The sequence below is a fragment of the Ferrovibrio sp. genome, assembly GCF_025869515.1.
GTDB lineage: Bacteria > Pseudomonadota > Alphaproteobacteria > Ferrovibrionales > Ferrovibrionaceae > Ferrovibrio.
In genome coordinates this window covers 1-25181 of sequence record NZ_JAOZVR010000090.1, presented here as the reverse complement: position 1 = coordinate 25181, position 25181 = coordinate 1, and the positions used below count along the sequence as shown (strand labels likewise).

At 63.3% G+C, this 25181-nt stretch carries 27 protein-coding genes; 20 read left to right on the top strand and 7 right to left on the bottom strand.

From position 1 onward, the window contains the following. Positions 1–60 precede the first annotated feature (60 nt). A complete protein-coding gene (locus OJJ21_RS14535; protein WP_297687304.1) occupies positions 61–600 on the bottom strand; it encodes a flavin reductase family protein in 540 nt (179 codons plus the stop codon). Positions 601–727: 127 nt separating this feature from the next. Here OJJ21_RS14535 and OJJ21_RS14530 point away from each other — a divergent pair, with 127 nt between their 5' ends. The 3 genes from OJJ21_RS14530 to OJJ21_RS14520 are packed head-to-tail and all read left to right on the top strand — an operon-like array spanning position 728 to position 2607. After that, on the top strand, positions 728–1852 hold the full coding sequence (locus OJJ21_RS14530; protein ID WP_297687303.1) for a PA0069 family radical SAM protein: 1125 nt from the start codon (positions 728–730) through the stop codon (positions 1850–1852). Between the two features lie 14 nt (positions 1853–1866). Then, positions 1867–2277: an MmcQ/YjbR family DNA-binding protein gene (locus OJJ21_RS14525; protein ID WP_297687302.1), complete on the top strand. Its 411-nt coding sequence runs from the start codon at positions 1867–1869 to the stop codon at positions 2275–2277. Between the two features lie 15 nt (positions 2278–2292). Continuing rightward, positions 2293–2607 (top strand): hypothetical protein, encoded by a 315-nt coding sequence (locus tag OJJ21_RS14520; RefSeq protein ID WP_297687301.1) that lies wholly within the window; start codon positions 2293–2295, stop codon positions 2605–2607. 51 nt (positions 2608–2658) lie between these two features. On the opposite strand, the gene OJJ21_RS14515 is transcribed toward OJJ21_RS14520, so the two are convergent. The 4 genes from OJJ21_RS14515 to OJJ21_RS14500 form a co-directional block, all read right to left on the bottom strand. Beyond that, positions 2659–2883 (bottom strand): hypothetical protein, encoded by a 225-nt coding sequence (locus tag OJJ21_RS14515; protein ID WP_297687300.1) that lies wholly within the window; start codon positions 2881–2883, stop codon positions 2659–2661. 173 nt (positions 2884–3056) lie between these two features. Then, positions 3057–4586 carry a DUF294 nucleotidyltransferase-like domain-containing protein gene (locus OJJ21_RS14510; RefSeq protein WP_297687299.1) on the bottom strand — a complete coding sequence of 510 codons (1530 nt, stop codon included), beginning with the start codon at positions 4584–4586 and terminating at the stop codon, positions 3057–3059. A 7-nt stretch (positions 4587–4593) separates the two neighbouring features. Beyond that, positions 4594–5328, bottom strand: a complete 735-nt coding sequence (locus OJJ21_RS14505; protein ID WP_297687298.1) for a 3'-5' exonuclease — start codon at positions 5326–5328, stop codon at positions 4594–4596. Between the two features lie 10 nt (positions 5329–5338). Continuing rightward, positions 5339–5938 carry a hypothetical protein gene (locus OJJ21_RS14500; RefSeq protein WP_297687297.1) on the bottom strand — a complete coding sequence of 200 codons (600 nt, stop codon included), beginning with the start codon at positions 5936–5938 and terminating at the stop codon, positions 5339–5341. A 171-nt stretch (positions 5939–6109) separates the two neighbouring features. Between OJJ21_RS14500 and OJJ21_RS14495 the strand changes: the two genes are divergently transcribed. From OJJ21_RS14495 to OJJ21_RS14460, 8 genes are all read left to right on the top strand, one after another. Then, positions 6110–6376 carry a DUF4212 domain-containing protein gene (locus OJJ21_RS14495; RefSeq protein ID WP_297687296.1) on the top strand — a complete coding sequence of 89 codons (267 nt, stop codon included), beginning with the start codon at positions 6110–6112 and terminating at the stop codon, positions 6374–6376. Between the two features lie 19 nt (positions 6377–6395). Further along, positions 6396–8243 carry a sodium:solute symporter family protein gene (locus OJJ21_RS14490; protein WP_297687295.1) on the top strand — a complete coding sequence of 616 codons (1848 nt, stop codon included), beginning with the start codon at positions 6396–6398 and terminating at the stop codon, positions 8241–8243. 91 nt (positions 8244–8334) lie between these two features. Continuing rightward, positions 8335–8658, top strand: a complete 324-nt coding sequence (locus tag OJJ21_RS14485; protein WP_297687294.1) for a YggT family protein — start codon at positions 8335–8337, stop codon at positions 8656–8658. Next, positions 8655–8954: a hypothetical protein gene (locus tag OJJ21_RS14480; RefSeq protein ID WP_297687293.1), complete on the top strand. Its 300-nt coding sequence runs from the start codon at positions 8655–8657 to the stop codon at positions 8952–8954. Before OJJ21_RS14485 ends, OJJ21_RS14480 begins: the two co-directional genes overlap by 4 nt. A gap of 12 nt (positions 8955–8966) precedes the next feature. Then, positions 8967–9365, top strand: coding sequence for a hypothetical protein (locus OJJ21_RS14475; RefSeq protein WP_297687292.1), 399 nt, complete (start codon positions 8967–8969; stop codon positions 9363–9365). 75 nt (positions 9366–9440) lie between these two features. After that, entirely contained in the window at positions 9441–10367 is a 927-nt protein-coding gene (gene panE / locus OJJ21_RS14470; protein ID WP_297687291.1) for a 2-dehydropantoate 2-reductase, read from the top strand. A gap of 126 nt (positions 10368–10493) precedes the next feature. After that, a complete protein-coding gene (locus OJJ21_RS14465; RefSeq protein WP_297687290.1) occupies positions 10494–11171 on the top strand; it encodes an alpha/beta hydrolase in 678 nt (225 codons plus the stop codon). Further along, complete coding sequence (locus tag OJJ21_RS14460; protein WP_297687289.1) at positions 11161–11829, top strand: phosphoribosyltransferase family protein; 669 nt, start codon at positions 11161–11163, stop codon at positions 11827–11829. Before OJJ21_RS14465 ends, OJJ21_RS14460 begins: the two co-directional genes overlap by 11 nt. 189 nt (positions 11830–12018) lie before the next feature. On the opposite strand, the gene mog is transcribed toward OJJ21_RS14460, so the two are convergent. Continuing rightward, positions 12019–12582, bottom strand: coding sequence for a molybdopterin adenylyltransferase (gene mog, locus OJJ21_RS14455; RefSeq protein ID WP_366093027.1), 564 nt, complete (start codon positions 12580–12582; stop codon positions 12019–12021). A 207-nt stretch (positions 12583–12789) separates the two neighbouring features. Between mog and OJJ21_RS14450 the strand changes: the two genes are divergently transcribed. After that, positions 12790–13734, top strand: a complete 945-nt coding sequence (locus tag OJJ21_RS14450; RefSeq protein ID WP_297687287.1) for a radical SAM protein — start codon at positions 12790–12792, stop codon at positions 13732–13734. On the opposite strand, the gene OJJ21_RS14445 is transcribed toward OJJ21_RS14450, so the two are convergent. Beyond that, positions 13731–14489 (bottom strand): cyclic nucleotide-binding domain-containing protein, encoded by a 759-nt coding sequence (locus OJJ21_RS14445; RefSeq protein ID WP_297687286.1) that lies wholly within the window; start codon positions 14487–14489, stop codon positions 13731–13733. The two genes, OJJ21_RS14450 and OJJ21_RS14445, sit on opposite strands and share 4 nt — an antisense overlap. 282 nt (positions 14490–14771) lie before the next feature. On the opposite strand from OJJ21_RS14445, the gene OJJ21_RS14440 reads away from it, so the two are divergent. Genes OJJ21_RS14440 through OJJ21_RS14405 form a run of 8 tightly spaced genes read left to right on the top strand, consistent with a single transcriptional unit; the run spans position 14772 to position 25149 of the window. Further along, positions 14772–16055 carry a nitrate/nitrite transporter gene (locus tag OJJ21_RS14440; protein WP_297687285.1) on the top strand — a complete coding sequence of 428 codons (1284 nt, stop codon included), beginning with the start codon at positions 14772–14774 and terminating at the stop codon, positions 16053–16055. A gap of 15 nt (positions 16056–16070) precedes the next feature. Continuing rightward, complete coding sequence (locus OJJ21_RS14435) at positions 16071–17426, top strand: nitrate/nitrite transporter (protein WP_297687284.1); 1356 nt, start codon at positions 16071–16073, stop codon at positions 17424–17426. A gap of 22 nt (positions 17427–17448) precedes the next feature. Beyond that, a complete protein-coding gene (locus OJJ21_RS14430; protein WP_297687283.1) occupies positions 17449–21180 on the top strand; it encodes a nitrate reductase subunit alpha in 3732 nt (1243 codons plus the stop codon). A 28-nt stretch (positions 21181–21208) separates the two neighbouring features. Beyond that, positions 21209–22717 carry a nitrate reductase subunit beta gene (gene narH, locus OJJ21_RS14425; RefSeq protein WP_297687282.1) on the top strand — a complete coding sequence of 503 codons (1509 nt, stop codon included), beginning with the start codon at positions 21209–21211 and terminating at the stop codon, positions 22715–22717. Positions 22718–22722: 5 nt separating this feature from the next. Then, the gene (gene narJ / locus OJJ21_RS14420; protein WP_297687281.1) at positions 22723–23409 is read left to right on the top strand and encodes a nitrate reductase molybdenum cofactor assembly chaperone; all 687 of its coding nucleotides are present in this window, start codon (positions 22723–22725) and stop codon (positions 23407–23409) included. A gap of 16 nt (positions 23410–23425) precedes the next feature. Continuing rightward, positions 23426–24124 (top strand): respiratory nitrate reductase subunit gamma, encoded by a 699-nt coding sequence (narI, locus tag OJJ21_RS14415; RefSeq protein WP_297687280.1) that lies wholly within the window; start codon positions 23426–23428, stop codon positions 24122–24124. Between the two features lie 10 nt (positions 24125–24134). Then, entirely contained in the window at positions 24135–24893 is a 759-nt protein-coding gene (locus tag OJJ21_RS14410; protein WP_297687279.1) for a peptidylprolyl isomerase, read from the top strand. Between the two features lie 7 nt (positions 24894–24900). Next, positions 24901–25149: a carbonic anhydrase gene (locus tag OJJ21_RS14405; protein WP_297687278.1), complete on the top strand. Its 249-nt coding sequence runs from the start codon at positions 24901–24903 to the stop codon at positions 25147–25149. Positions 25150–25181 lie beyond the last annotated feature (32 nt).

Below are 25181 nucleotides of genomic sequence, written 5' to 3'. Positions count from 1 at the left end.
AAAAAGAACCGTCATGCCGGGCCCAGGAAGAGTCTCCGGGCCGGCATCCCGTTTCTACTGTCACGCCTTGTCGGATTTCAGCGTGAGGATGCGGCCGTCGACGGCGAAGCGACCCCAGCCCTGGTGATGGATCGTCTTCGGATTTTTCTGCGCCGGATCGATCCAGGCCTTCACCGCTTCCAGCACGAACATGTTGTATTTTGCCACCATGCGCGTATCGACCACGCGGCATTCCAGGTTGGCGAAGCACTCGGCCACCAGCGGCGCCGTCACCTTGGCGGCCGGTTTCATCGTCAGGCCGCAAGCGGCGAATTTGTCGATGTCGCGGCCCGAGCAGTTGCCGACCCTGACGACCTTCGCGGCCAGCCGGCGCGCCGGGATGGCGATCACGCAGTCCTTTGTCGCGCGCAACGCGGCGAAGCTGTAATTGCCGTTGCTGACCACGCAGCCGATCAGCGGCGGGGTGAATTCCATCATCATGTGCCAGGACATGGTCATCACATTGGCGCGGCCATCCTTCGCCCGTGTGGTCAGCAGCACCACCGGACCCGGCTCCAGCAGGGCATAGACCTCGGACAACGGCAGGGATTTCATCGCCATGCCGGCAGTCTAGACCCGGGGTGGAGCGGGCAGAAGCCATGACGATCCTGGCCGGTTACCGGCGAATCCCGCTGAACCGCCGATTCTGTGTTCTTGAAAAGTTCTCATTTCCGGGTATGATGCGCGTATGGCGAAACTCACCCCCGGCAAGCTTGTGGCGCGCGCGATCTCCACCGCCGCCGACCATGCCCATCCCGATGCCCGGCGCGGACGCGGCGCGGTCTCGGCAGTGCGCAGCCGCTACGATTCCGAGACGCGCCAGCGCGAGGATGACGGCTGGGACAATCTGGAAGAGGCCGAACCGCTGAAGACCGTGCTGCACGAAGACAGCGCGCGGCACATCATCGCCTGGAACAAGTCGCCCGATATTCCCTTCGACCGCTCGATCAATCCCTATCGCGGCTGCGAGCATGGCTGCATCTACTGTTTCGCGCGGCCGAGCCATGCCTATCTCGGCTTTTCGCCCGGTCTGGATTTCGAAACCCAGATCGTCATCAAGCCCAATGCCGCAGCCCTGCTGCGCAGGGAACTGGCCAGCCGCAACTATCGCGTGGCCACGCTGTCGATGGGCACCAACACCGATCCCTACCAGCCCGTCGAACGCGAGCAGAAGATCACCCGTTCGATCCTCGAAGTGCTGCTGGAAACCCGGCATCCGCTCGGCATCGTCACCAAGAACCATCTGGTCACCCGCGATATCGATCTGCTGTCCGAGATGGCCAAGCTCAGCCTGGTGAAAGTCTATCTCTCGCTCACCACGCTGGACCGGCAGCTGGCGCGAAAAATGGAACCGCGGGCCTCGACGCCGCCGAAACGGCTGGAGGCGATCCGTCTGCTCAACGCGGCCGGCATTCCCTGCGGCGTGATGACGGCGCCGATGATCCCGGCGGTCAACGACATGGAGCTGGAACGCCTGCTGGAAGCCGCCTGGGCGGCCGGCGCGCGCGAGGCCGGCTGGGTGCTGCTGCGGCTGCCCCACGAACTGAAGGAACTGTGGCGCGAATGGCTGCAGGAACATTATCCGGATCGCGCCTCGAAGGTGATGAAGCTGGTGCAGGAGTCGCGCGGCGGCAAAGACTATGTGGCCGATTTCGGCGACCGCATGCGCGGCGAGGGCGCCTATGCCGACCTGATCGCGCAGCGCTTCCGCATGGCGATCAAGCGCATCGGCTTCAACGAGCGGCGGCTCAGCCTGCGCAAGGACCTGTTCCGGCATCCGCCGCTCGATACGCGACAGGGGAGTCTGTTTTAGGGCAGGCTGGTCCGATGGCGAAATACCAGGTGCCGAAGAAAAACGACGTGCGCAGGATGGCGCCGAAAGCGCCAACGGATCGCCTGCGCGCGCTCTGCCTGGCGCTGCCCGAGGCGGAAGAGCGCGAGACCTGGGAAATCCCGACCTACCGTATCCGGGGCAAGATCTTCGCGCTGGAAAGTGCCATCGAGGGCCGCCGCGCGGTCTGGTGCAAGCCGCAGCCGGGCAGCCAGGAGGTGCTGGTGGGCGCCGATCCCGGGCGCTTCTTCGTGCCGCCCTATCTGGGCCACAAGGGCTGGGTTGGCATGTGGCTCGACAAGACTGAGGCCGGGCGCGTCAACTGGAGCGAGGTCGAGCGGCTGGTGCGCCGCAGCTACCGCCTGATCGCGCCGAAAAAGCTGGCCGCCCTGCTGGCCGAGGATTAACCCGCCTGCGACGACATGTCTGCTGCAGCCGGCCGGCTGCGGCGCGATACTGCGGGAATGGTTTTCACCTCGCGACATACCGCGCCGCCGCCCTGGCGCGGGCAGGTACTGTTCCTGCTGCGCCATGCGCTGATCGGTTTCGCGCTGGCCGGTCTGTTCGTTGCCGCGGTGCTGTGGAGCAACGCTTTCGGGCTGGGCGATCTGCTGCTCGCTGCCGCTGGTCATCCGCTGCCGCTGCTGCTGCTCTGGTTCTTCACCGGGCTGACGCTGGGCAGCGTGCAGATGGGCGTCGCCGTGATGGGACTGGGCGAGGACAGCGACGCGCTGTGATGCTGCCGCCCGGGAACAGATTCTGGGGCCGCATGAATTCCCGACGGCCGTTTACGGCCGCATGAATTCGTAGTCTCGCTCCTGCAGGTTCTCGATGGCGAATTGCAGTTCGGCGCGGATGTCGTCCGGCTGGCGCCGGGTTTTCAGGATGCGCACCGCCTCGGCGATCAGGTTGCTGGCCACCGTCTCGGCCGGGATGCCGGCGGCGCCGGCTTCGGCCAGGGCTGCCTCGACATGGCGGTTCACAACCTCCCAGGGACTGGTTCCGGCACTCATGGCGGTCTCCTCTGCTCGATACGCGCCGGCAGGGTGCCGCAGACTGCGGACCGCAGCATTGATGCTGCGCAACCCGGAATGCGGCCTAATGAGTGTGTAAATATAAAATCAATTCTATCAGAAACAGAAACGAAGCGCTGCGAAGCGTTGCGAAGGGCTCTGAGCGGGCCGGATCAGCGCGCGTCCCCGGATTGCTCCCCGGCTGGTTCCCCGCCTTGCCCCCCCGGGGCGGGGGCGCGCAGGTCGGCGGTGGGGGGCAGCGGGGCGGTCAGCACGTCCTGCACCATGTCGGGCAGCAGGGCGACATGCTTCAGCGCCGCCTTCAGCCGGTCGCGCTGCGGCCGCGTCAGGGAAGCGGCATCGACGCGGCTGCCCGGCGCGCGGCCGGCGGCGAGATCGGCGAGCTGCTGGCGCAGGATGGTTTCCAGCAGCAGGGCATGGGCCGCGATCAGCCCGGCGATGTCGGCGTCGCCGATCAGGCCGGCATGGCCGACGGCGCGCAGGCGGTCCGCCGTGCCGGTGGCGGCAACCCCGAGCCGCAGGGCCATCAGGCGGGCGGCGCTGACCAGCGGCAGCAGGCCGCCGAGCTTGAGGTCGACGCGGCCGTCGCTGTCGGCCTTCAGGCGGCCGAAGAAATTCAGCGCGGGATGCAGCTGCGCGGTCTGTTCGGCCATCAGGCGCAGGAACAGCGGCGAGCTGCGGGCCGCCGCCAGCGCCTCGAAGCGCAGGGCCTCGCCGAGCCGCAGCGCGCCGTAGACCGGCTGCAGGTCGTAGAAGATATCGACATTCAGCAGCGCCTCGGGCGTATGGCGGCCGATCCATTCGGTGACGCGGGCGCGCCACTGGCCCTGGCTGCCGCGCCAGGCGGTGTTCTTCGCCATCACGCCGCCCTTGCAGAACGGCACGCCGGCGGCATCCAGCAGGGCGGCGATGCGTTCGCCGGCGCGGGCATACCAGCCGTCGTCCTCGCTGCTGCCGGCATGGATGATGGCGTTGTCCTGGTCGGGTTTCAGCAGGCTTTCGCCGCGGCCGCCGGAGCCGAGGATCAGCATGCACCAGGGCGCCGGGGCGGGGTCGCCGGCGCGGGTGAATTCGGCCTCGATCACGGCGGCGGCGCGCGCCGTGATATCGGCATAGATGCCGGAGATCACCGCCGCCACGGGCGGCGCCTCGGATCCCTCGGCCAGCAATGTGGCGGCCAGCTGCGGCAGGGCGGCGCGGGCATGGCCCAGCTCCTCGGCGCTCTGCGCGATATCCAGCTCGTCGGCGATCATCTGCGAATCCTGCGCGCGCAGGCGCAGCAGGCCGCGCGCGGTCAGCATGCCGGTGAAGCGGCCGGCATTGTCGGTCACCGGCAGGTAGCGCAGGTTGAGCCGGCGCATGCGGCCGATGGCGCGGAACAGGAAGGCGGCCTCGTTGATGGCGACGATCTCGCGGCTCATGATATCGGCCGCGGTAAGCTGCAGCGCCGCTGCGCCGTCGCGTCCGAGCGCGCGTGTGACATCGCGCTCGGTGAGGATGCCGACATGCTGGTCGAAGCGGTCGCGCACCAGCAGTGCGCCATACGCATTGTCGCTCATGTGGCGCGCGATCTCGGCCAGCGTGGCGCCGGCCCCGATATCGGCCACCGGACTCCGCATCACCGCGCTGACGCGGCGGCGATAGGGTTCGAGGTCGGGCAGGACGGGGGCTGAGGTGATCATGACGGTATCATCGCGGCGGCAGCAGCAGGTCGAGTGCCCAGCCGATCCGCTCCTGGCGATGCAGCAGGTCGCGCTGGCGCTGCATCAGGCGGCGCGCATCGCCCAGCGTGGCGACGCCGACGCGGCCGAGCGCCGGCAGCATCCGCTGCCAGATGCCGGCGGTGGCCTCGGCATCGCCCAGCGCCGTGTGGCGGCCCTCCAGGGCGATGCCGAAATCCCCGGCGATACGTTCCAGCGTGATCTGCGGGGCGCGCGGTTTCAGGCCGGCATAGAGCAGACCGAGATCCAGCGCGCCGGCCGGCGCATGGAAGGGCAGGCGATGGCGCACCGACTCATGCCGCAGCATGGCGATGTCGTAGCCGATATTGTGGCCGACCAGCACGCGGCCCTGCCAGAAGAGCTGGATGCTGCCCCAGAGCAGGGCCAGCGTCGGTGCCGTCGCCACCATTCTGTCGTCGATGCCGTGAATCGCCGTCGACGATTTCGGGATACGGATGCCGGGATGCAGCAGCAGGTCGAGCGGCGGCATGGCATCTGCCGTGGCGCCGTGATGCGGCAGGCCGGCAATGGAAATGATGCGGTCATGCATCACGTCCAGCCCGGTGGTTTCGGTATCGAGCACCAGTGCGGGCAGCGTGGCGAGCGGCTCGTCATCCGCCAGTGTGACGGCCGGCGGTGGCGCTGCGGCGCTGCGCAGCCGGGCCAGCATGTGGCCGAAACCGCCGATCAGCGAGCGCCGCATGCCGCAGGCCTCAGGTTGTCAGCGCTGCCACCAGCGCATCGCGACGGAACCGCTTCATCATCGAACTATGCGCGGCCAGCATGTGCAGACGCAGATCGCCGTTGATCACCTCGCGGTCGTTGCGCTTCAACCGGTCGGCGATCGGTACCAGCTCGTGGATCAGCTTCGCCGTCTCCGTCACCACCTGTTCCGGGGCGGCCGGCTCGGAGGCGCGGGCAAGGGCGAAACGCCGCTCGAAGGCGGCAATGCTGTCGGCCCAGTCCTGGCGGTGCGACGGCACATGTTCGCCCAGGATCGCCGGATAGAACGCGACCAGCGAATCGGCCAGTCTCTGCCGGGCCGGTTCGGCGCCGGGGCGCAGCCAGCCCTCGATCATGATCAGCATATCCCCAAGGGTGCCGGCATAGGCTTCCCAGCGGCAACTCTCCTGGGCGTCCCGGAAAGCCGGCTCGGTCAGCAACTTCTCGTAGTCCAGCATGGTCTTGACCCGGCAATAACCGATGACCGTCTTCTGCGCCAGATAGGAGGCTTCACCGGCGGCGAAGGCTTTCAGCTCTTCGGGTGTCGAAACCGACGGTGGAAAAAAGAACTCGAGTGTGCGGCGCAGCAAAATGCATTTCCCCCTGTGATACGCTGGCATAACTGCCTGACCGGTCTCGCTTACACTTTGGTCTAATGGGCTGTAGCAAGAACCGACTCCTATACTGCACGAAGCTGACGTCCGGGTCGAATCCGGCGTCAGGGGCTCAACGAAATCATAAACAAGGGGCAGGAGCGCTTCATGTCAGAATTAACTCCCGAAAAGGCTAAGGCCTATTGGGCCAGAACGTCCGGCCTCATGTGGACCATGCTGGCCATCTGGTTCTTCTTCAGCTTCGTCGTGCATTTCTTCGCACCGCAGCTGAACAACATCCGCATCCTCGGTTTCCCGCTCGGCTTCTACATGGCCGCGCAGGGTTCGCTGATCGCCTTCGTCGTGTCGCTGTTCTGGTTCGCCTCGAAGCAGAATGCGATCGACGAGGAGTTCGGCGTCGCCGAAGACGAATAATCCAGGGGGGAAAGCCATCATGGCAAACAATACGCAAACCGGGGGTAAGAGTTTTATCGACAACCTCGGTAAAATTTACGGGATTTACACGGGCGGCTTCGCCGCCTTCGTGATCGTGCTCGCCATCCTTGAACAGATGGGCGTGCCGAACCGGATCATCGGCTATCTGTTCGTGTTCATGACGGTCGGCGTCTACGCGCTGATCGGCGTTCTGTCGCGCACCGCGGAAATGGGCGAATACTATGTCGCCGGCCGCAAGGTTCCGGCCTTCTACAACGGCATGGCCACCGGTTCCGACTGGATGTCCGCCGCCTCGTTCATCGCCATGGCCGGTACGCTGTACCTGTCGGGTTATGACGGCCTCGCCTTCGTGCTCGGCTGGACCGGCGGCTACCTGCTGGTGTCGATCCTGCTGGCACCGTATCTGCGCAAGTTCGGCCAGTATACCGTGCCTGACTTCCTCGGCGCCCGGTATGGCGGCAACGTCGCGCGCTTCGTCGGCGTGATCGTGCTGATCTCTGCCTCCTTCGCGTATGTGACGGCGCAGATTTTCGGTGTCGGCATCATCGCCTCGCGCTTCCTCGGCATCTCGTTCGAGGTTGCGGTGTTCGTCGGTCTGGCCGGTATTCTGGTCTGCTCGATGCTCGGCGGCATGCGCGCGGTGACCTGGACCCAGGTGGCCCAGTACATCATCCTGATCATCGCCTACCTGATCCCGGTCGTCATCATGTCGGCCAAGGTCACCGGCGTGCCGATCCCGCAGCTGATGTACGGCCAGGCCCTGGAAAAGATCCAGGCGCTGGAGCCGGCTCTCGGCGTGGTCAAGGGCCACACCGCGGCCTTCGCCGATGCCAAGGGCAACATGAACTTCACCGACGGCATGAACTTCTTCGCGCTGATCCTCTGCCTCATGGTTGGTACGGCTGCCCTGCCGCACATCCTGATGCGCTACTTCACCACGCCCAGCGTGCGTGATGCGCGCAAGTCGGTGGCGTGGAGCCTGCTCTTCATCTTCCTGCTCTATTTCACCGCGCCGTCCTATGCGGTGTTCGCCAAGCTGGAAGTGTACCAGAACGTGATCGGCCAGCAGATTACGGCCCTGCCGAACTGGGTGCAGTCGTGGGGTGCGATCGGTCTGGTCGGCGCCTGCGATGCGGCCGATGCCGCATCGAAGTTCGCCCTCTGCGCCGGTGTGAAGGGCAATGCCGACGGCATCCTGCAGCTGAGTGAGTTCCGTATCGCGGCCGATGCCATCGTGCTCGCCACGCCGGAAATCGCCGGTCTGCCGTATGTCATCGCGGGCCTGGTCGCGGCCGGCGGTCTGGCGGCAGCGCTCAGCACGGCCGACGGCCTGCTGCTCGCCATCGCCAACGCGCTCAGCCATGACGTCTACTACCGCATGATCGATCCGCATGCTGCGACGAAGAAGCGCCTGATCATCAGCCGCGTGCTGCTGATTGTGGTGGCGATTATCGCGGCCTATGTGGCATCGACCAAGCCGTCGCACATCCTCGCGATGGTGGCCTGGGCCTTCTCGATCGCCGCTTCGGGTCTGTTCCCGGCGCTGGTGATGGGCATCTGGTGGAAGCGTACCAGCAATATGGGCGCCATCCTCGGCATGATCGCCGGTTATGGTGTGTGCGTGTACTACCTGGTGATGACCCAGTTCTATGGCATGCCGCTGTGGTTCGGGGTGAAGAACATCTCCTGTGGCCTGTTCGGTATCCCGGCGGCCTTCATCGTGACCTATGTCGTCAGCCTGATGACACCGGCCCCGGCGAAGGAGATGCAGGACTTCATCGACAGCATCCGCGTGCCGAGAGGCGACGTGAAACTGGCGAATGCCGAGGACGCCATCTCGCACTAAGTGCGGTGACGTGTTAGTGACGGCGGGGGCCATTGGCCCCCGCCGTTTTCTTTTGTAGGTTACGTGTGTTGCGTTCTCATCCGGATTATCCATGACTCCACAGCCTGACTTTTTCTGGAGCTACCTGCCTTACTGGGCGGTCAGCTACAGCCTCGCCCTGATCGGCTGGACCTGCGTCGGGCGGTTCATGATGACCGCCTTCCTGCCGCCGGATCACCCGAACTACATCTTCCGCTTCTTCAGGCTGCTGACCAACTGGGCGGTGTGGCTCACCGATTTCATCACGCCGCGTTTCATCAACCTGCGATTCCTGCCGCTGGTGACCGCCTTCTGGGCCTTTGCGCTGCGCTATGTGGCGCATTTCATTTTCGCGGCCAATGGACTGGCCCCCAGCCTGATGCCGGCCGCGTCATGAGCCCGCAAACCATCTTCATCGCCATTCTCGGCGTCACTCTGATCAACGGCTTCGTTTCTCCGGCCGTCCCGCTGGTTTTCGTCATGGCGCCGGTCTGGCTGCCGGAATTCGTTCCGCCCACCCGTGTCACCCTGATGTACGGGACGTCCCTGATCGTGTCGATTTCCACCCTGATGATCTCAGCGGTGCCGGCCGGCATTTTCGAACGCCTGACCGGGCGTCAGGAAACCGACCAGACATCGATGTTCATCTGGCTCGGCGCCGCCATCTTGCTCGCTTTGCCCGGTCTGGCCTGAGCCCGGCACCGCATGGCCGAACCCGTCGAGCAGAGGGTGCGGGCATTGGCGGTTCTTTCGATCGGGCGCGGCTGTTTCTTTGCCGCGCTGGCGATTTTCTGCGTCATGGTCGGCCTGGTCGCCGAGCCGCTGCAGGCGCTCAAATCCGGCGCCATCCTCGCCATGATCACGGCCTGCGTACTGATGATCAAAGCCGAGTGGGTGATACGTCACTCCTACAAGCGGACAGAAGTGTGGATCCTGCTCGACCGTCGCATCGAACTCAGCCCGGACGTGGCGCAACGTGTCATCACCGTCACGCTGCGCGAAATCTACCTGCGCTATGCCCTTTATTCCGCTCTTATTGCCGGCGGTTTCTGGCTCTGCACGCTGATCCTCTGGCTCGGTGGAGTGAAGGCCGGTTTCAAATGACAACCATACCCAAAGCTTGACCATTTCCGCCGATGCGGTAGTTGGATGGCCTGAATGCCATCCTGAGGGGGAAACATGCGTCTGTTGGTTGTCGGAGCCGGCTCGACCGGCGGGTATTTCGGCGGTCGCCTGGCCCAGGCCGGCCGCGATGTCACGTTCCTGGTGCGGCCCGGCCGCGCGGCGCAATTGCAGAAGGGCGGGTTGCAGATTGTCAGCCCGCATGGCGACGTCATCCTGACGCCCAGGCTGGTCACCGCCGACCGCATCGACGGTCCTTACGATGCCGTGATCCTGACGGTGAAGGCCTATTCGCTTGAGGCCGCGCTGGACGACCTCGCGCCGGCCGTGGGACCGGACACGATGATCCTGCCGGTGCTGAATGGCATGCGGCATGTCGACGCGATCAGGGCCCGTTTCGGCGCGCGGGCGCTGATCGGCGGCCTGTGCCGCATTCCGGCCCAGCTCGACGAGCAGGGCAGGGTGATCCAGATGGGCAAATTCCAGGATCTGGCCTATGGCGAGATGGATGGCAGCGCGTCGGCACGGATTGCGGCCCTGGACGCCGTGCTGACGAATGCCGGCTTCGATGCCAAGCTGACACCACATATCGAGCGCGAGATGTGGGAAAAATGGACCCTGCTCGCGGCCCTGGGCGGTATCTGCTGCCTGATGCACGGCACCGTCGGCGAGGTGGCGGCCGCACCCGGCGGCCGGGATTTTGCGCTCGACCTGATCGACGAGGTCGTTGCTGCTGTCACGGCGGTGGGCAAGGCGCCGACCGAAGCCTTTGTGGCGAACACGAAAGACACGCTGACCAGGGCGGGGTCGTCGCATACCTCATCGATGTATCGCGATCTGCAGAAAGGCGCGCCGGTCGAAGCGGACCAGATCGTCGGCGACCTGCTGGTCCGGGCAAAGCAGGCCGGCATCGCCATGCCGTTGCTGTCGCTGGCCTATACCAGTCTGTCGATCTATCAGGGCCAGCTGGCCGCGGCCGGCTGAACGCCGGCGTCTTCGCCCATGCCTGGCTGATCCACATCAATTCAAGGCGGCCGGAACTGTGGAACAGTGCTCAGCTGTGCAGCGCATGCATCTGCATCGCTGTCGCGGACCCGGAGTATCTGGAGCATGTCGGCATCGCAACCGGTGACGATTGACGAGATCGCCGCCATTCCGCCGTTCGGCCTCGACGCGCATCTCGTGGTGCCGGGGCAGGCCACCGGCATCGTGCTGTTCGCCCATGGCAGCGGCAGCAGCCGACACAGCCCGCGCAACACCTTCGTCGCGCATGCCCTGACGCAGGCCGGCATCGGCACACTGCTGTTCGATCTGCTGACGCCGGCGGAAGCCGAAGACCGTGCCATGGTCTTCGATGTCGCATTGCTGGCCGAGCGGCTGGTGCTGGCAACCCGCTGGTTGCTGCAGCGCATGGACAGAGTGCCGCTGGAGATCGGTTATTTCGGCGCCAGCACCGGCGCCGCCGCGGCACTGATCGCGGCGGCCTCGGAAAGCAGTCTGGTGAAGGCGGTGGTCAGCCGCGGCGGCAGGCCGGATCTGGCCAACCGCTTCCTGCCGCATGTGAGGGCGCCGACGCTGCTGATCGTGGGTGGCGACGATCGCGACGTACTGGCGCTGAACCGGCGCGCCCTGGCGCGCATGACTTGCAGGACCGCGCTGCAGATCGTGCCCAATGCCGGGCATCTGTTTGAGGAGCCGGGTGCGCTCGACCAGGTGATCGATGGAGCCAGATCATGGTTCCGGCAGAATTTCCGCAAGCCAGGCACGGGAGGGAGCCATGTTTCATGATCGTCGTGCGGCAGGCGAGTTGCTTGCCCGGCGTTTGCTGCCGATGGCGAAATCTCAGCCCGTCGTGCTCGCCCTGCCACGCGGCGGCGTGCCTGTCGCCGCCGCGGTGGCTGAGACGCTGAAGGCTCCGCTCGGTCTGCTGCATGTGCGCAAGATCGGCGCGCCGACGCAACCGGAACTTGCCGTCGCCGCCATTGCTGATGGCGAAACGCCGCGTCTGGCGATCAATCATCGGGTGGCCGAAGAGCTGGGGATCAGCGAGGCCTATCTGAAGGAAGCCGGCGCGCGCGAACTGAAAGAGATCGAACGGCGCAAGCTGCGCTACGAAGGCGGGCATCCCGGACCGGGTGTGAAGGGCCGCTCCGTCATCCTTGTCGATGACGGCATCGCCACCGGTGCAACCGTCCGCGCTGCCCTCCTTGCACTGCGCGCTTCGGCACCGGCCGGGATCGTGCTGGCCATACCGGTGGCGCCGCAAAGCGCCATCGATCAGGTTGCCGATCTGGTCGACGAGGTGGTGTGCCTGGAGATTCCGGCGCGCTTCATGGCGGTGGGCGAATTCTATGTCAATTTCCAACAGGTCTCGGACGGCGAGGTCGAGGCGCTGATGCGCGATGCGCGGCAGCGCATGCAGTCTTCGACTCCCGCGAGGCGATAGCGCCGGCGGAATGGCTCGGGTTTGTTGATGTTGTCGGTGACCTCATAAAGTGACACCGACGCCTAAGAAAATTCAAAAAGTTATGCCATATTCCCGGTGGCATAACCTGACATCGACCTGAGCATAAAATGACATTCCATGCCGGTAAGAGGCCATATCTTGCATCTTGGCCCTGAGCCGGCCGAGCGGTCAGACGCCTTTTGAAGGGCCTGATTCAAATGACTGGTGAGGCCGAAAAGCCGCGCAGACGGCGGGATCGGTTTCCAGATACGGGCCGCCGATCAGATCGATGCAATAGGGGATGGCGGGGAAGACGGCCGCCAGGCACTCGGCGACGGCGCTCGGCTTGCCCGGCAGGTTCACGATCAGGCTCTGGCCGCGTATTCCGGCTGTCTGGCGCGACAGGATTGCGGTCGGTACCGACTTCAGACTGATGCTTCGCATCAGCTCGCCGAAACCCGGCATCATTTTCTCGCAAACACTTTCGGTCGCTTCCGGTGTGACATCGCGCAGGGCCGGGCCGGTACCGCCGGTGGTCACGATTAGCGGACACCGCTGACGATCTGCCAGTTCGGTCAGCGTCGCGGCAATCAACGGACGTTCATCCGCAACGACGCGCGTCTCGGCACGCCAGGGGCTTGTCAGAATGCGCCGCAGTTCGGCGATGATGGCGGGCCCGCCGCGATCCTCGTAGATGCCGGCGCTGGCCCGATCTGATATCGTCACGACACCAATCGGTATGTCCTGATTCATTGTCATCACCCTGCTGTGTAGTTGTGCATCGCACTGGTGCGGTTGCTGCGCCAGTTTGACAAGACCGCCGAGGCGGAAAATTGACCGTGATCAACAGGTCGACGCCATCAATTGCCCGGCGCGGCAACGGGCCGCAGCGCAATTAACGCGCTATTCAGCATCACTGCTCAGGTAATCGTAATCGCAAATTTCCAGAAAGGATGCGAGATGACGATCACCGAACGAATCGATGCCATCACCCGCCTGGATGAGGTGAGCGCCAATGCCATAGCGCCAATCCCGCGATCTGTAAAAATCGAACTGACCGGGCGCTGCAACTTTGCCTGCGCTTTCTGCGCGCGCGAGATGATGTTGCGCGATCAGAAAGACATGGACAAGGATCTGTTCAAACGCCTGGCACTGGAGATGCGGCAGGCGGGCGTTGATGAGCTGGGCCTGTTTTATCTGGGAGAATCCTTCATGGTGCCCTGGCTGCCGGAAGCGATTGCCCATGCCAAAAGCGTGTGCGGATACCCTTATGTGTTCCTGACCACGAACGGATCCCTGGCTACTCGCGAGCGCGTGCGCGCCTGCATGGATGCAGGCTTGGATTCATTGAAATTTTCTTACAATTTTGCCGATGCGGAGCAGTTCGGCGATGTCGCCGGCGTGAAGCCGCGTTATTTCGAGGCGATCAAGACCAATATCCGCGCAGCGCATGAGGTTCGCGATGCCGCAGGTTACACCTGCGGGCTTTACGCCTCGTATATCGAGTATGACGGCATTCAAGGTGAGCGCATGCAGGAGGCGCTGGAGGAAATCCGCCCTTATGTCGATGAAATTTATGCCTTGCCGCTTTACAATCAGGCCGACTTCGTCAGCGGCGAGGAGGATGTACGCGGCTGGTCGGCCGTAGCAGGCAATCGCGGCCGTGCCGCAGCGCTACGCGACCCGCTACCCTGCTGGGCGGTTTTCACGGAGGGGCATGTCACATGGGATGGCAAGCTGTCGGCCTGCTGCTTCGACCACGACGGCCGCTTCCATATGGGGGACCTGACCACCGAGCCGTTTGTGCAGGCGTGGAATTCGGAGACATTCCAGACTCTGCGTGCCGCCCATCTGCGCCGCGACGTGCGCGGTACGGTCTGCGAAGGCTGCACCGCCTACGGTTAATGCGTCTGCTGGTGCACCGATTCCGGCGACCGCTCGAAGGTCTCGTCAGCCGGATTTGCCATGTGACGCGGTGCCGGAACGACAGGGCGATACAGCTTCTTCAACTGGGCCACATCAAGGATATGCACGCGGCTGCCACTGACGCGCACACCGCAGGCACGCAGTTGCTGGAACGAACGCGACAGGCATTCGGCACTCATGCCCAGTTCGGCGGCGATGGTCCTGCGATCTTCGGTAAGGCGGAAATGCGCCGCGCCGCGGGCCGCCGGACTGCGAGTGACCAGATAGCTGGCCAGCCGCTCCAGTGCGGTATGCAGCTTGAGCTCGCGCAGGTGGCCGACCAGCAGGCGCCAGTGATGCGCCAGGCGATCGACCATCAGCAATGCCAGTGCCGCTTCCGTCTGCAGGGCCTGGCGAAAGCGGGTGACCGGAATCAGCAGGATGCGGCAGGGCGAAATGGTCTTGGCGGCCACCAGATACGGCTGCTGCAGGATCGCCGCCGCGGTAACGAAAATCTCTCCATCGCCAAAAGAAGTTACAATGGTACTCGATCCGTCGAGGCATTCCGCCGTCAGTGCAACGCGGCCGTTCAGAATCAGGTGTACATACTCGGCCGTCTCACCCTGCTCGGTCAGCATCGTGTTTTTCGGATAGTCCTTCACCTGGCAATTGCGTGCCAGGCGCTCCGCTGTCGCCTCGCCAAGGCGGGCGAAAATCTCGGTCTTTTGAAAGAGCTGCAGGTCGGACGGGCGCATGCGGATCATCTCCTTTGGCGTGAAAATTAAACACCTCGTCGTCAGAAGGCATTGACCGATATCAACCGAATTATGCGACCCGGATTTTGACATTTGTCAGAATATTGCGCTGCGAAATTCTGAATTCGGAAAACCGCTTGATTTAGGACAATTGGTTTTTCCCGTTTCCCACCATTGTGAGCCACGACAACCAAGGTCCAAGGCAACGGATTTGGAGACGTGAGCATCATGGTACAACACTCGATCGACGCTGCTCCCAAAGGCCAGACATCGGCTCTGGTCATGAGCACCGTGGCATTCACCGTCTGCTTTGCGGTGTGGACGATCTTTTCGATCATCGGTATCCAGATCAAAGCGGATCTCGGTCTCAATGAAACCCAGTTCGGTCTGCTGATCGGCACGCCGATCCTGACCGGATCTCTCAGCCGCCTCATGCTTGGCATCTGGACCGACCAGTATGGCGGCCGCCTGGTTTACACGGTGGTCATGGTCGCAGCGGCGATCGCGACCTGGCTGCTCACCTCAGCCTATTCCTATGAAACATTCCTGCTGGCGGCGCTGGGCGTCGGCATCGCCGGCGGCTCTTTCGCGGTTGGCGTTGCCTATGTGTCGAAATGGTATCCGAAGCACAAGCAGGGCACTGCCCTGGGTATATTCGGCATGGGCAATGTCGGTGCCGCAGTCACCAAGTTCATTGCTCCCTTCGTCATGGTCGCCTTCGGTTGGGAGATGGTTGCCAAGGTCTGGGCCATCGGTCTGCTGGTGATGGCCGTCCTGTTCCTGCTGCTGACCAAGGACGATCCGGCCCAGGCCGAGCGCAAGCGCACCGGCGCCAAGCCGGAGCCGCTGCTGCGGCAGCTGGCACCGCTGAAGAACCTGCAGGTCTGGCGTTTCTCACTCTATTACTTCTTCGTTTTCGGCGCCTTCGTGGCGCTCGCCCTGTGGCTGCCGCGCTATTACATGGGCGTCTACGGCCTCGACATTAAGACTGCCGGCATGCTGGGTGCTGCCTATTCGATCCCGGCCAGCCTGTTCCGCGCTTATGGCGGTGTCCTGTCGGATAAATACGGCGCCCGCCGGGTCATGTACTGGACCTTCATCGTCTCGGTGATCTGCACGTTCGTCCTGTCGTACCCGGCCACCGATTATGTCGTGCATGGCATCAAGGGCCCGATCAGCTTCACGCTGGCCATCGGCTTCCTGCCGTTCACCGTCATCACCTTCGTGCTCGGCTTCTTCATGTCGCTCGGCAAAGCCGCCGTCTACAAGCATATCCCGGTCTATTACCCCGGCCATGTCGGAGCAGTGGGCGGCGTGGTGGGCCTGATCGGCGGCCTTGGCGGCTTCGTACTGCCGATCACGTTCGGGGCGCTGAACGACATCATCGGCGTGTGGACCAGCTGCTTCATGCTGCTGTTCGCCCTGGTCGCCACGGCGCTGACCTGGATGCATTTCACCATTCAACGCATGGAACGTCGCAAGCATCCGGGCCTGCGCGGACCGCAGGATCTGCCGGAACTGGCCGAAGGCGGCATTCCGGCACGGATTTCGGGCAGCGCCCGGTAGAAGGAAACCATCATCATGACTGTCACCAACGAAACCGCGGTGCCGCGCAAGGGTCATTGGCTAAGCCGCTGGGAGCCGGAAAATCCCCAGTTCTGGGATGCCACCGGCAAGGCGATCGCCTGGCGCACACTGATCATCACCACGGCCAACCTGACCATGGCCTTCATCGTCTGGTTCATGGTCAGCGCCCTGGTGGTGCGCCTGCCCGGCGCCGGGTTCAAGCTCAATGCCGGCGAACTGTTCTGGCTGGCGGCCATGCCCGGGCTGGCCGGCGGCTCGCTGCGCATCATCCACACTTTCCTGGTGCCGCTTTACGGCACCCGCAACGTGGTGGCGATCTCGACGCTCAGCCTGCTGATTCCGGCCGTGGGCTGGTTCTATGCGGTACAGGATCCCACTACGCCTTACTGGGTGCTGATGGTACTGGCTTTCCTCGCCGGCCTCGGCGGCGCCAACTTCTCCTCCTTCATGCCGAGCACAAGCCTGTTCTTTCCCAAACGCCAACTGGGCACGGCATTGGCGATCCAGGCCGGTATCGGAAATTTCGGTGTCAGCATCGTGCAGTTCGTCACGCCCTGGATCATTGGCCTGGCGCTGTTCGGTAGCCTGGCCGGCGAACCACTGCCCTTCACCCGCGCTGGCGTGCAGAGCCAGATCTGGCTGCAGAACGCGGCGCTGGTCTATGTGCCTTTCATCGCGCTGTTCGGCATCCTGGCCTGGTTCATGCTGCGCAGCGTGCCGGTGCGGGCGAACTTCCGTGATCAGCTCGACATCTTCAAGCTGAAGCACGGTTTCTTCATGACGCTGCTGTATATCATGACCTTTGGTTCATTCTCCGGCTTCTCGGCGACTTTTCCGCTGCTGATCCGCCAGACCTTCGGCGGCTTTCCCAATGCGCCCGATCCGCTGGCCTATGCCTTCATGGGACCGCTGATCGGTTCGATCATGCGCGTGATCGCCGGCCCGCTATCGGATCGCTTCGGTGGTGCCGTGGTCACGCAATGGTCGGGCATCGGCCTGATCGCCTGCGCCATCGGCGTGTCTTTCTATACCGCGCCGACCTCGATGGCCGATTTCCCATATTTCCTCGCCTTCATGCTCGGCTTGTTCTTCTTCTCCGGCATCGGCAATGCCTCAACCTTCAAGCAGATGCCCATGCTGTTCGAGCCGCGCCAGGCCGCCGGCGTGATCGGCTGGACCAGTGCGATGGCTGCCTATGGTCCGTTCGCCGCCGGCCTGATGCTCGGCTATTCGATCACCCTGTTCGGTTCGCCGAACGCCTTCTTCTACTGGGCCGCGTTCTATTACGCGGTCAATGTCGCCATCAACTGGTGGTACTACGCCCGCAAGGGCGCCCCGAATCCGTGCTGAATTCGAAACGGAGTGATCAGCCATGAGTCGTTTTCTCGATCGCCTCACCTACTTCCGCAAACAGGTCGGCAGTTTTTCCGACGGTCACGGTATCGTCACCACCGAGGACCGCGCCTGGGAGAATGCCTATCGCGACCGCTGGGCGCATGACCGTATCGTGCGCTCCACGCATGGCGTGAACTGCACGGGCTCGTGCTCGTGGAAGATTTATGTCAAGGGCGGCATCGTCACCTGGGAAACCCAGCAGACCGATTATCCTCGCACCCGGCCCGATCTTCCAAATCATGAACCACGCGGCTGTTCGCGCGGCGCCAGCTACTCCTGGTATCTCTACAGCGCCAACCGGGTGAAGTATCCGATGATCCGCGGCCGGCTGATCCGGCTGTGGCGCGCGGCCCGCCAAACCCATCGCGATCCGGTCGCTGCCTGGCAATCCATCGTCGAGGACAAGGCGAAAGCCAAGGAATACAAGACCGTGCGTGGCCTGGGCGGCTTCGTGCGCGCGAGCTGGGACGAGGCAAACGAGATCATCGCCGCCGCCAATGCCTATACGATCAAGGCTTTCGGGCCGGATCGCGTGATCGGTTTCTCGCCGATCCCGGCAATGTCGATGGTGTCCTATGCCGCCGGCAGCCGCTACCTGTCGCTGATCGGCGGCGTCTGCATGAGCTTCTATGATTGGTATTGCGACCTGCCGCCGAGCTCGCCGCAGACCTGGGGTGAGCAGACTGACGTGCCGGAATCGGCAGACTGGTACAACTCGACCTTCCTGATGCTCTGGGGCTCAAATGTGCCGCAGACGCGCACGCCCGATGCCCATTTCATGACTGAGGTACGCTACAAGGGCGCCAAGGTCGCCGTAGTGACACCGGACTATTCGGAAGCGTCCAAATTCGCCGATCTGTGGCTGCATCCCAAGCAGGGCACCGATGCCGCGCTGGCCATGGCCATGGGCCATGTGATCCTGAGCGAATATCACGTCAAAACCCGCAGCACCTATTTCGAAGATTACTGCCGGCGCTACACCGACATGCCCAATCTGGTCATGCTGGTGGAACGCGACGGGCGTCTGGTGCCGGACCGCTTCCTGCGCGCCTCCGATTTCGCCGACAATCTGGGCGAAGCCAACAACCCCGACTGGAAGACGCTGGCGATCGATGAAGCCAGCGGCAAGATCGTCACGCCGCTGGGTTCGATCGGTTTCCGCTGGGGCGAGCAGGGCAAGTGGAACCTGGAGGAGAAAGACACTGCGGGCAGCGAGACCAAACTGCGCCTGGGGCTCAAGGGCATCGAGGACGAGCTGAAGCCGGTCGCCTTCCCGTATTTCGGTGGCATCGTGAACGAGCATTTTCCGAACAACGCCCAGACGGATGTGATCGAACGGAAAGTCCCGGTCAAGCGCATCGAGACCAAGAATGGCCCGGTGCTGGTGACGGCGGTCTATGACCTGTTCCTGGCCAATTATGGCGTCGATCGCGGCTTCAATGACCCGAAGACGGCGAAGAGCTTCGACGATAACCAGCCCTATACGCCGGCCTGGCAGGAGAGCATCACCGGCGTGCCGCGCGAGCAGGTGATCGCGGTCGCCCGCGCCTTTGCCGACAATGCCGACAAGACCAAGGGCAAATCCATGGTCATCCTCGGTGCGGCGATCAATCACTGGTATCACGCCGACATGAACTACCGTGGCATCATCAACCTGCTGGCGATGTGCGGATGCATCGGTCAGTCGGGTGGTGGCTGGTCGCATTATGTCGGCCAGGAGAAACTGCGGCCGCAATGTGGCTGGCTGCCGCTGGCCTTTGCGCTGGACTGGCATCGCCCGCCGCGCCAGCAGAACTCGACATCCTTCTTCTATGCCCATACCGGGCAGTGGCGCTATGAGAAGCTGGCGGTGGAGGAAATCCTCTCACCGGTGGCACCGCGCAAGCTGACGGGTTCACTGATCGACTTCAACGTGCGCGCGGAACGGATGGGCTGGCTCCCGTCGGCACCGCAAGTGGACCGCAATCCGCTGCAGATCGCCAAGGATGCCGCGGTCGCCGGACAGGAGCCGGCGCCCTATCTGGTCGAAAAGCTGAAAGGCGGTGCCATCCGCATGTCCTGCGAGGACCCGGACAATCCGGTGAATTTCCCGCGCAACATGTTCGTCTGGCGCTCTAACATTCTCGGCTCCAGCGGCAAGGGTCATGAATACTTCCTCAAATACCTGCTCGGCACCCAGCATGGCGTGCAGGGCAAGGATCTGGGCCAGGAAGGCGGCCGCAAGCCCGAAGAGGTGGTGTGGCGCGATGGCGCTGAAGGCAAGCTTGACCTGCTGGTGACGCTCGATTTCCGCATGTCCACCACCTGCATATATTCCGACATCGTGCTGCCGACGGCCACCTGGTATGAGAAGCACGACATGAATACCTCCGACATGCATCCTTTCATCCATCCGCTGTCGGCAGCGGTGGATCCGGCCTGGGAAGCGCGCAGCGACTGGGAAATCTTCAAGGGCATCGCCAAGACATTCTCATCGGTATGCGAAGGTCATCTCGGCGTCGAGAAGGACGTGGTGATGACGCCGCTGATGCATGACACTCCGGCGGAACTGGGTCAGGCGTTCGAGCCCAAAGACTGGCGCAAGGGCGAGATCGAGCCGATCCCCGGCAAGACCATGCCGCAGATCACTGTGGTCGAGCGCGACTATCCGAACACCTACAAGAAGTTCACCGCACTCGGTCCGCTGCTGAGCAAGATCGGCAACGGTGGCAAGGGCATCAGCTGGAATACCCAGCATGAGGTGGAATTCCTCGGCAAGCTGAACGGCAAGGTCACCGAGCCGGGCGTCAGCCAGGGCATGCCGCGGATCGAAACCGACATCGAGGCGGCGGAAGTGATCCTGTCGCTGGCACCGGAAACCAACGGCGAGGTGGCGGTGAAATCCTGGGCGGCGCTGTCGAAGGCGACCGGCCGCGACCATACGCATCTGGCACGTCCGCGCGAGGACGACAAGCTGCGTTTCCGCGACCTGCAGGCGCAGCCGCGCAAGATCATCTCGTCACCAACCTGGAGCGGACTGGAATCCGAACATGTCAGCTACAACGCCTGCTATACGAACGTGCATGAGCTGATCCCCTGGCGCACCCTGACCGGCCGGCAGCAGCTCTACCAGGATCATCCCTGGATGCTCGCCTTCGGCGAGGGCCTGTGCACCTACCGGCCGCCGATCGACACCCGCAGCGTCGCCGCCGTGCATGGCAAGCGCGGCAACGGCAATCCGGAAATCCTGCTCAACTTCATCACGCCGCACCAGAAATGGGGCATCCACAGCACCTATACCGACAATCTGCTGATGCTCACGCTGTCGCGCGGCGGGCCGATCGTCTGGCTGAGCGAAGTGGATGCCGCCAAGGTTGGCGTCGAGGATAACGACTGGGTCGAGGTGTTCAACGCCAATGGCGCGCTCGTCGCCCGTGCCGTGGTCAGCCAGCGCGTCAACGAAGGCATGCTGCTGATGTATCACGCGCAGGAAAAGATCGTGAATGTGCCGGGCAGTGAGATCACCGGCGCACGCGGTGGCATCCACAACTCGGTCACGCGCACCACGGTGAAACCGACGCACATGATCGGTGGCTATGCGCAGCTGAGTTACGGCTTCAACTACTACGGCACGATCGGCACCAATCGCGATGAATTCGTGGTGGTGCGCAAGATGACCAATGTCGATTGGCTGGATGGTCCGCGGCCCAGCACCGCGGCCGCCGAATAAGCCAGCACAGACCCAAGGAGATCGCCCCATGAAAGTCCGTGCTCAAATCGCCATGGTCCTCAACCTGGATAAATGCATCGGTTGTCATACCTGTTCGGTGACCTGCAAGAATGTCTGGACCTCGCGCCAGGGCGTCGAATACGCCTGGTTCAACAATGTCGAGACCAAGCCGGGGATCGGCTATCCGAAGGAATGGGAAAACCAGGACAAGTGGCAGGGCGGCTGGCGTCGCACCCGCAGCGGCAAGATCGAGCCGCGCATCGGTGGCAGATGGCGTATCCTGTCGAAGATTTTCGCCAATCCGCATCTGCCGCAGATCGACGACTACTACGAGCCCTTCACCTTCGATTACGAGCACCTGCAGACGGCGCCGGAATCGCAGGCCACCCCGGTGGCGCGGCCGGTGTCTCTGATCACCGGCAAGCGCATGGAAAAGATCGAGTGGGGTCCGAACTGGGAAGAAATTCTCGGCACCGAATTCGCCAAGCGGTCGAAGGACAAGAATTTCGACGGACTGCAGAAGGAAATCTACGGTCAATTCGAAAAGACCTTCATGTTCTATCTGCCGCGCCTTTGCGAGCATTGCCTCAATCCGGCCTGTGTCGCCGCCTGCCCATCGGGTTCGATCTACAAGCGTGAGGAAGACGGCATCGTCCTGATCGACCAGGACAAGTGCCGCGGCTGGCGCATGTGCGTCAGCGCCTGCCCCTACAAGAAAATCTATTACAACTGGCAATCCGGCAAAGCCGAGAAGTGCACCTTCTGCTTCCCGCGTATCGAGGCGGGCGAGCCGACGGTCTGCTCCGAGACCTGTGTCGGTCGCATCCGCTATCTCGGCGTGTTGCTCTATGACGCCGACCGCATTGAGGAAGCCGCCAGCGCGGCGAACGAGCAGGACCTCTACCAGGCGCAGCTCGACATATTTCTCGATCCGAATGATCCGGCGGTGATCGAGCAGGCTCGGCGCGACGGCGTGCCGGAGAACTGGCTGGAATCGGCGCGTCATTCGCCGACCTACAAGATGGCAATCGACTGGAAAATTGCCTTCCCGTTGCATCCGGAATACCGCACCCTGCCGATGGTCTGGTATGTCCCGCCACTGTCGCCGATCCAGGCTGCCGCCGATGCCGGCAAGATTGCGATGTCTGACGAGATCGCTGATGTGCGCAGCCTGCGCATTCCGGTGAAGTATCTCGCCAACCTGCTTACCGCCGGCAAGGAAGAGCCGGTGGTGGCAGCGCTGGAACGCATGATGGCGATGCGGGTGTTCATGCGCAGCCGCCATGTCGATGCCAGGGAGAATCTCGCGGTTCTCGAACAGGTCGGCCTCACGCTCGCCCAGGTCGAGGATATGTACAAGACCATGGCGATCGCCAATTACGAGGATCGCTACGTGATCCCGTCAACGCATCGTGAATATGCCGAAAACGCTTTCGATCTGCGCGGCAGCTGCGGCTTCTCCTTCGGCGCCGGCTGCTCGGGCGGCAAGGAACCGGCCAATCTGTTTGCGGCAGGTCAGCGCGCGGCCGGGGAGTGATAACCATGAGAATCCTGAAAGCCATTTCCGCCCTGCTCGATTATCCGACCGCCGATTTGCAGGTTGCGCTGCCGGAAATCCGCGCGATGATCGCCGCCGACCTCAAGCCGAGCCAGAAAACCGCGTCTGCACTTGACCGGCTGGCGATCGAGCTCGGCAACAGCGATCTGATCGAACTGCAGGAACGCTATACCAGCCTGTTCGATCGCGGCCGCTCCGTGGCGCTGCATCTCTATGAGCATGTCCATGGCGATTCACGCGATCGCGGTTCGGCCATGGTGGCACTGATGGAGCTTTACCACAGGCACGGTTTTGCCCTGGATTCGACTGAGCTGCCGGATTACCTGCCGCTGCTGCTGGAATTCCTCAGCCAGATCGATCCGCAGGAGGCGCGCGGCATCCTGCGCGATGCCGCACCGATCTTCGCCCTGCTGCGCGACCGGCTGGACAAGCGGCAGTCCGCCTATGCCGCAGTGCCTGCGGCTCTGCTGGTTCTGGCCGATGCGGCAGCGGTGGCCGCACCGGTTCGCCCGCCCGAGGAGGACGACGACAGTTTCGAGGCCCTGGACCGGGCCTGGGACGAAGCCGCCGTCACTTTCGGGCCGGAAAACGACCCGCACCGCGCATCCGGCGGCAGCTGCGGCAAGGCTTCGGCCTGGGTGCAGGCCATCAACACTCCATCCCCGCGCTGACCGGAGGACCGTGATCATGATACAGTATATCGAACACTTCTTTTTTGGCATCTATCCTTATATCGGGCTGAGCGTATTCTTGGTCGGCAGTCTGGTCCGCTTCGAACGCGGCCAGTACACATGGCGCAGCGGGTCGAGCCAGATGCTGCGGACAAGCCAGCTCCGTTGGGGCTCTAACCTGTTCCATATCGGTATCCTGTTCCTGCTGTTCGGCCATTTCGTCGGCCTGCTGACGCCGCACTGGCTGTACGAGCATTTCATTACTGCTGGAGCCAAGCAGATGGTGGCGGTGGTATCCGGCGGCACTGCCGGCACGATCTGCTTCATCGGGCTGACCCTGCTGCTGCACCGCCGGCTGACCGATGCGCGTATCCGCGCCACCAGTTCGCCGATGGATATCGCCATCCTGCTGGTGCTGTGGCTGCAACTGGTGCTCGGTCTGGTGACGTTGCCGTTCTCGGTCCAGCATAGCGATGGCGGCACGATGCTGGCCCTGTCGGAATGGGCGCAGCGGATCGTCACCTTCCGCGGCGGCGCCGCAGAGCTGGTATCGGCCGTCGACTGGCCATTCAAGCTGCACCTCGTGCTGGGCATCACCATCTTCGTGCTCTTCCCGTTCAGCCGCCTGGTGCATATCTGGAGCGCGCCGCTCGGCTATGTCTTCCGCAGCTACCAGGTCGTGCGCCGGCGCTCGCCGGCCCGCCCAACCCTGTAAGGAGGCTGCCATGGAAGTCATCCGTGTGAATGGTGCGGCCATCGACGAGGCCGCGGTGTTGGCGGAAATGCAGTATCATCCGGCTGCATCCGCCGAAGAGGCCGGGCGAAAGGCCGCCGAAGCCCTGGCAGTGCGCGAACTGCTGCTGCAGCGGGCCGAGGCTCTCGGTCACGATCGGGAGGACGAGGATGCCATCGACCGCGTGATCGCGGCAGAAGTATCGCTACCGGCACCGGATGAGAAGTCTTGCCGGCGCTACTACGAGGCCAACCGTAGCCAATTCCGCAGTCCGACGCTCTATGAGGCACGACATATCCTGATCCCGGCCATGCCGGAAGAAGAGGAAGAACGCGAAGCCGCCCGCCTGCAGGCTGAGAAGCTGATCGCCTTGCTGAAAAGCGATCCCGAACTGTTCGGGCAACTTGCCAAGGAATATTCGGCCTGCTCATCGAAGGATAACGGCGGTCATCTCGGCCAGTTCGCCAGCGATACCACGGTTCCGGAATTCGAGACTTTCCTCGACGAACTCCAGGTCGGGCAGTTGTCGCCGGCGCCGGTGCCGACCCGCTACGGCTTCCATGTGCTGCAACTGATCCAGCGCGAGCCGGGGCGCGATCTGCCGTATGACAGCGTCCAGCAGCGCGTGGTCGATTATCTCTGTGAGTCTGTATTCCGTACGGCCGTGCGTCAGTATATCGCCATGCTGGCGGCCGAGGCCGAAATCAGCGGCGTGGCCCTGGCCGGAGCCGAATCGCCACTGGTGCAGTGAGGTTGCCATGCCGGATCGCGAACACAGTTCCGGCACACTGGCCCTGCGCCGCCTGCTGCGCGGGTTCGAGCATTTTCACGACTGTTTCTTCGCGGGCGACAGCCAGCTCTACGAGCGCCTGGTCAGCGAAGGGCAGTCACCGCGCATCCTGGTGATCGCCTGCTCGGATTCGCGCTCCGATCCTGCATTGCTGACCGAGGCGCAACCGGGAGATTTGTTCGTGATCCGCAATGTTGCCGCCCTGGTTCCGGCCTAAGAGCAGCCGCAGGGTATCCCGAAGGGCACGAG

Coding starts and splice junctions, on each gene's coding strand:
- OJJ21_RS14535 (WP_297687304.1), bottom strand. CDS start 600: ATGGCGATGAAATCCCTGCCGTTGTCCGAGGTCTATGCCCTGCTGGAG.
- OJJ21_RS14530 (WP_297687303.1), top strand. CDS start 728: ATGGCGAAACTCACCCCCGGCAAGCTTGTGGCGCGCGCGATCTCCACC.
- OJJ21_RS14525 (WP_297687302.1), top strand. CDS start 1,867: ATGGCGAAATACCAGGTGCCGAAGAAAAACGACGTGCGCAGGATGGCG.
- OJJ21_RS14520 (WP_297687301.1), top strand. CDS start 2,293: ATGTCTGCTGCAGCCGGCCGGCTGCGGCGCGATACTGCGGGAATGGTT.
- OJJ21_RS14515 (WP_297687300.1), bottom strand. CDS start 2,883: ATGAGTGCCGGAACCAGTCCCTGGGAGGTTGTGAACCGCCATGTCGAG.
- OJJ21_RS14510 (WP_297687299.1), bottom strand. CDS start 4,586: ATGATCACCTCAGCCCCCGTCCTGCCCGACCTCGAACCCTATCGCCGC.
- OJJ21_RS14505 (WP_297687298.1), bottom strand. CDS start 5,328: ATGCGGCGCTCGCTGATCGGCGGTTTCGGCCACATGCTGGCCCGGCTG.
- OJJ21_RS14495 (WP_297687296.1), top strand. CDS start 6,110: ATGTCAGAATTAACTCCCGAAAAGGCTAAGGCCTATTGGGCCAGAACG.
- OJJ21_RS14490 (WP_297687295.1), top strand. CDS start 6,396: ATGGCAAACAATACGCAAACCGGGGGTAAGAGTTTTATCGACAACCTC.
- OJJ21_RS14485 (WP_297687294.1), top strand. CDS start 8,335: ATGACTCCACAGCCTGACTTTTTCTGGAGCTACCTGCCTTACTGGGCG.
- OJJ21_RS14480 (WP_297687293.1), top strand. CDS start 8,655: ATGAGCCCGCAAACCATCTTCATCGCCATTCTCGGCGTCACTCTGATC.
- OJJ21_RS14475 (WP_297687292.1), top strand. CDS start 8,967: ATGGCCGAACCCGTCGAGCAGAGGGTGCGGGCATTGGCGGTTCTTTCG.
- panE (WP_297687291.1), top strand. CDS start 9,441: ATGCGTCTGTTGGTTGTCGGAGCCGGCTCGACCGGCGGGTATTTCGGC.
- OJJ21_RS14465 (WP_297687290.1), top strand. CDS start 10,494: ATGTCGGCATCGCAACCGGTGACGATTGACGAGATCGCCGCCATTCCG.
- OJJ21_RS14460 (WP_297687289.1), top strand. CDS start 11,161: ATGTTTCATGATCGTCGTGCGGCAGGCGAGTTGCTTGCCCGGCGTTTG.
- mog (WP_366093027.1), bottom strand. CDS start 12,582: ATGAATCAGGACATACCGATTGGTGTCGTGACGATATCAGATCGGGCC.
- OJJ21_RS14450 (WP_297687287.1), top strand. CDS start 12,790: ATGACGATCACCGAACGAATCGATGCCATCACCCGCCTGGATGAGGTG.
- OJJ21_RS14445 (WP_297687286.1), bottom strand. CDS start 14,489: ATGCGCCCGTCCGACCTGCAGCTCTTTCAAAAGACCGAGATTTTCGCC.
- OJJ21_RS14440 (WP_297687285.1), top strand. CDS start 14,772: ATGAGCACCGTGGCATTCACCGTCTGCTTTGCGGTGTGGACGATCTTT.
- OJJ21_RS14435 (WP_297687284.1), top strand. CDS start 16,071: ATGACTGTCACCAACGAAACCGCGGTGCCGCGCAAGGGTCATTGGCTA.
- OJJ21_RS14430 (WP_297687283.1), top strand. CDS start 17,449: ATGAGTCGTTTTCTCGATCGCCTCACCTACTTCCGCAAACAGGTCGGC.
- narH (WP_297687282.1), top strand. CDS start 21,209: ATGAAAGTCCGTGCTCAAATCGCCATGGTCCTCAACCTGGATAAATGC.
- narJ (WP_297687281.1), top strand. CDS start 22,723: ATGAGAATCCTGAAAGCCATTTCCGCCCTGCTCGATTATCCGACCGCC.
- narI (WP_297687280.1), top strand. CDS start 23,426: ATGATACAGTATATCGAACACTTCTTTTTTGGCATCTATCCTTATATC.
- OJJ21_RS14410 (WP_297687279.1), top strand. CDS start 24,135: ATGGAAGTCATCCGTGTGAATGGTGCGGCCATCGACGAGGCCGCGGTG.
- OJJ21_RS14405 (WP_297687278.1), top strand. CDS start 24,901: ATGCCGGATCGCGAACACAGTTCCGGCACACTGGCCCTGCGCCGCCTG.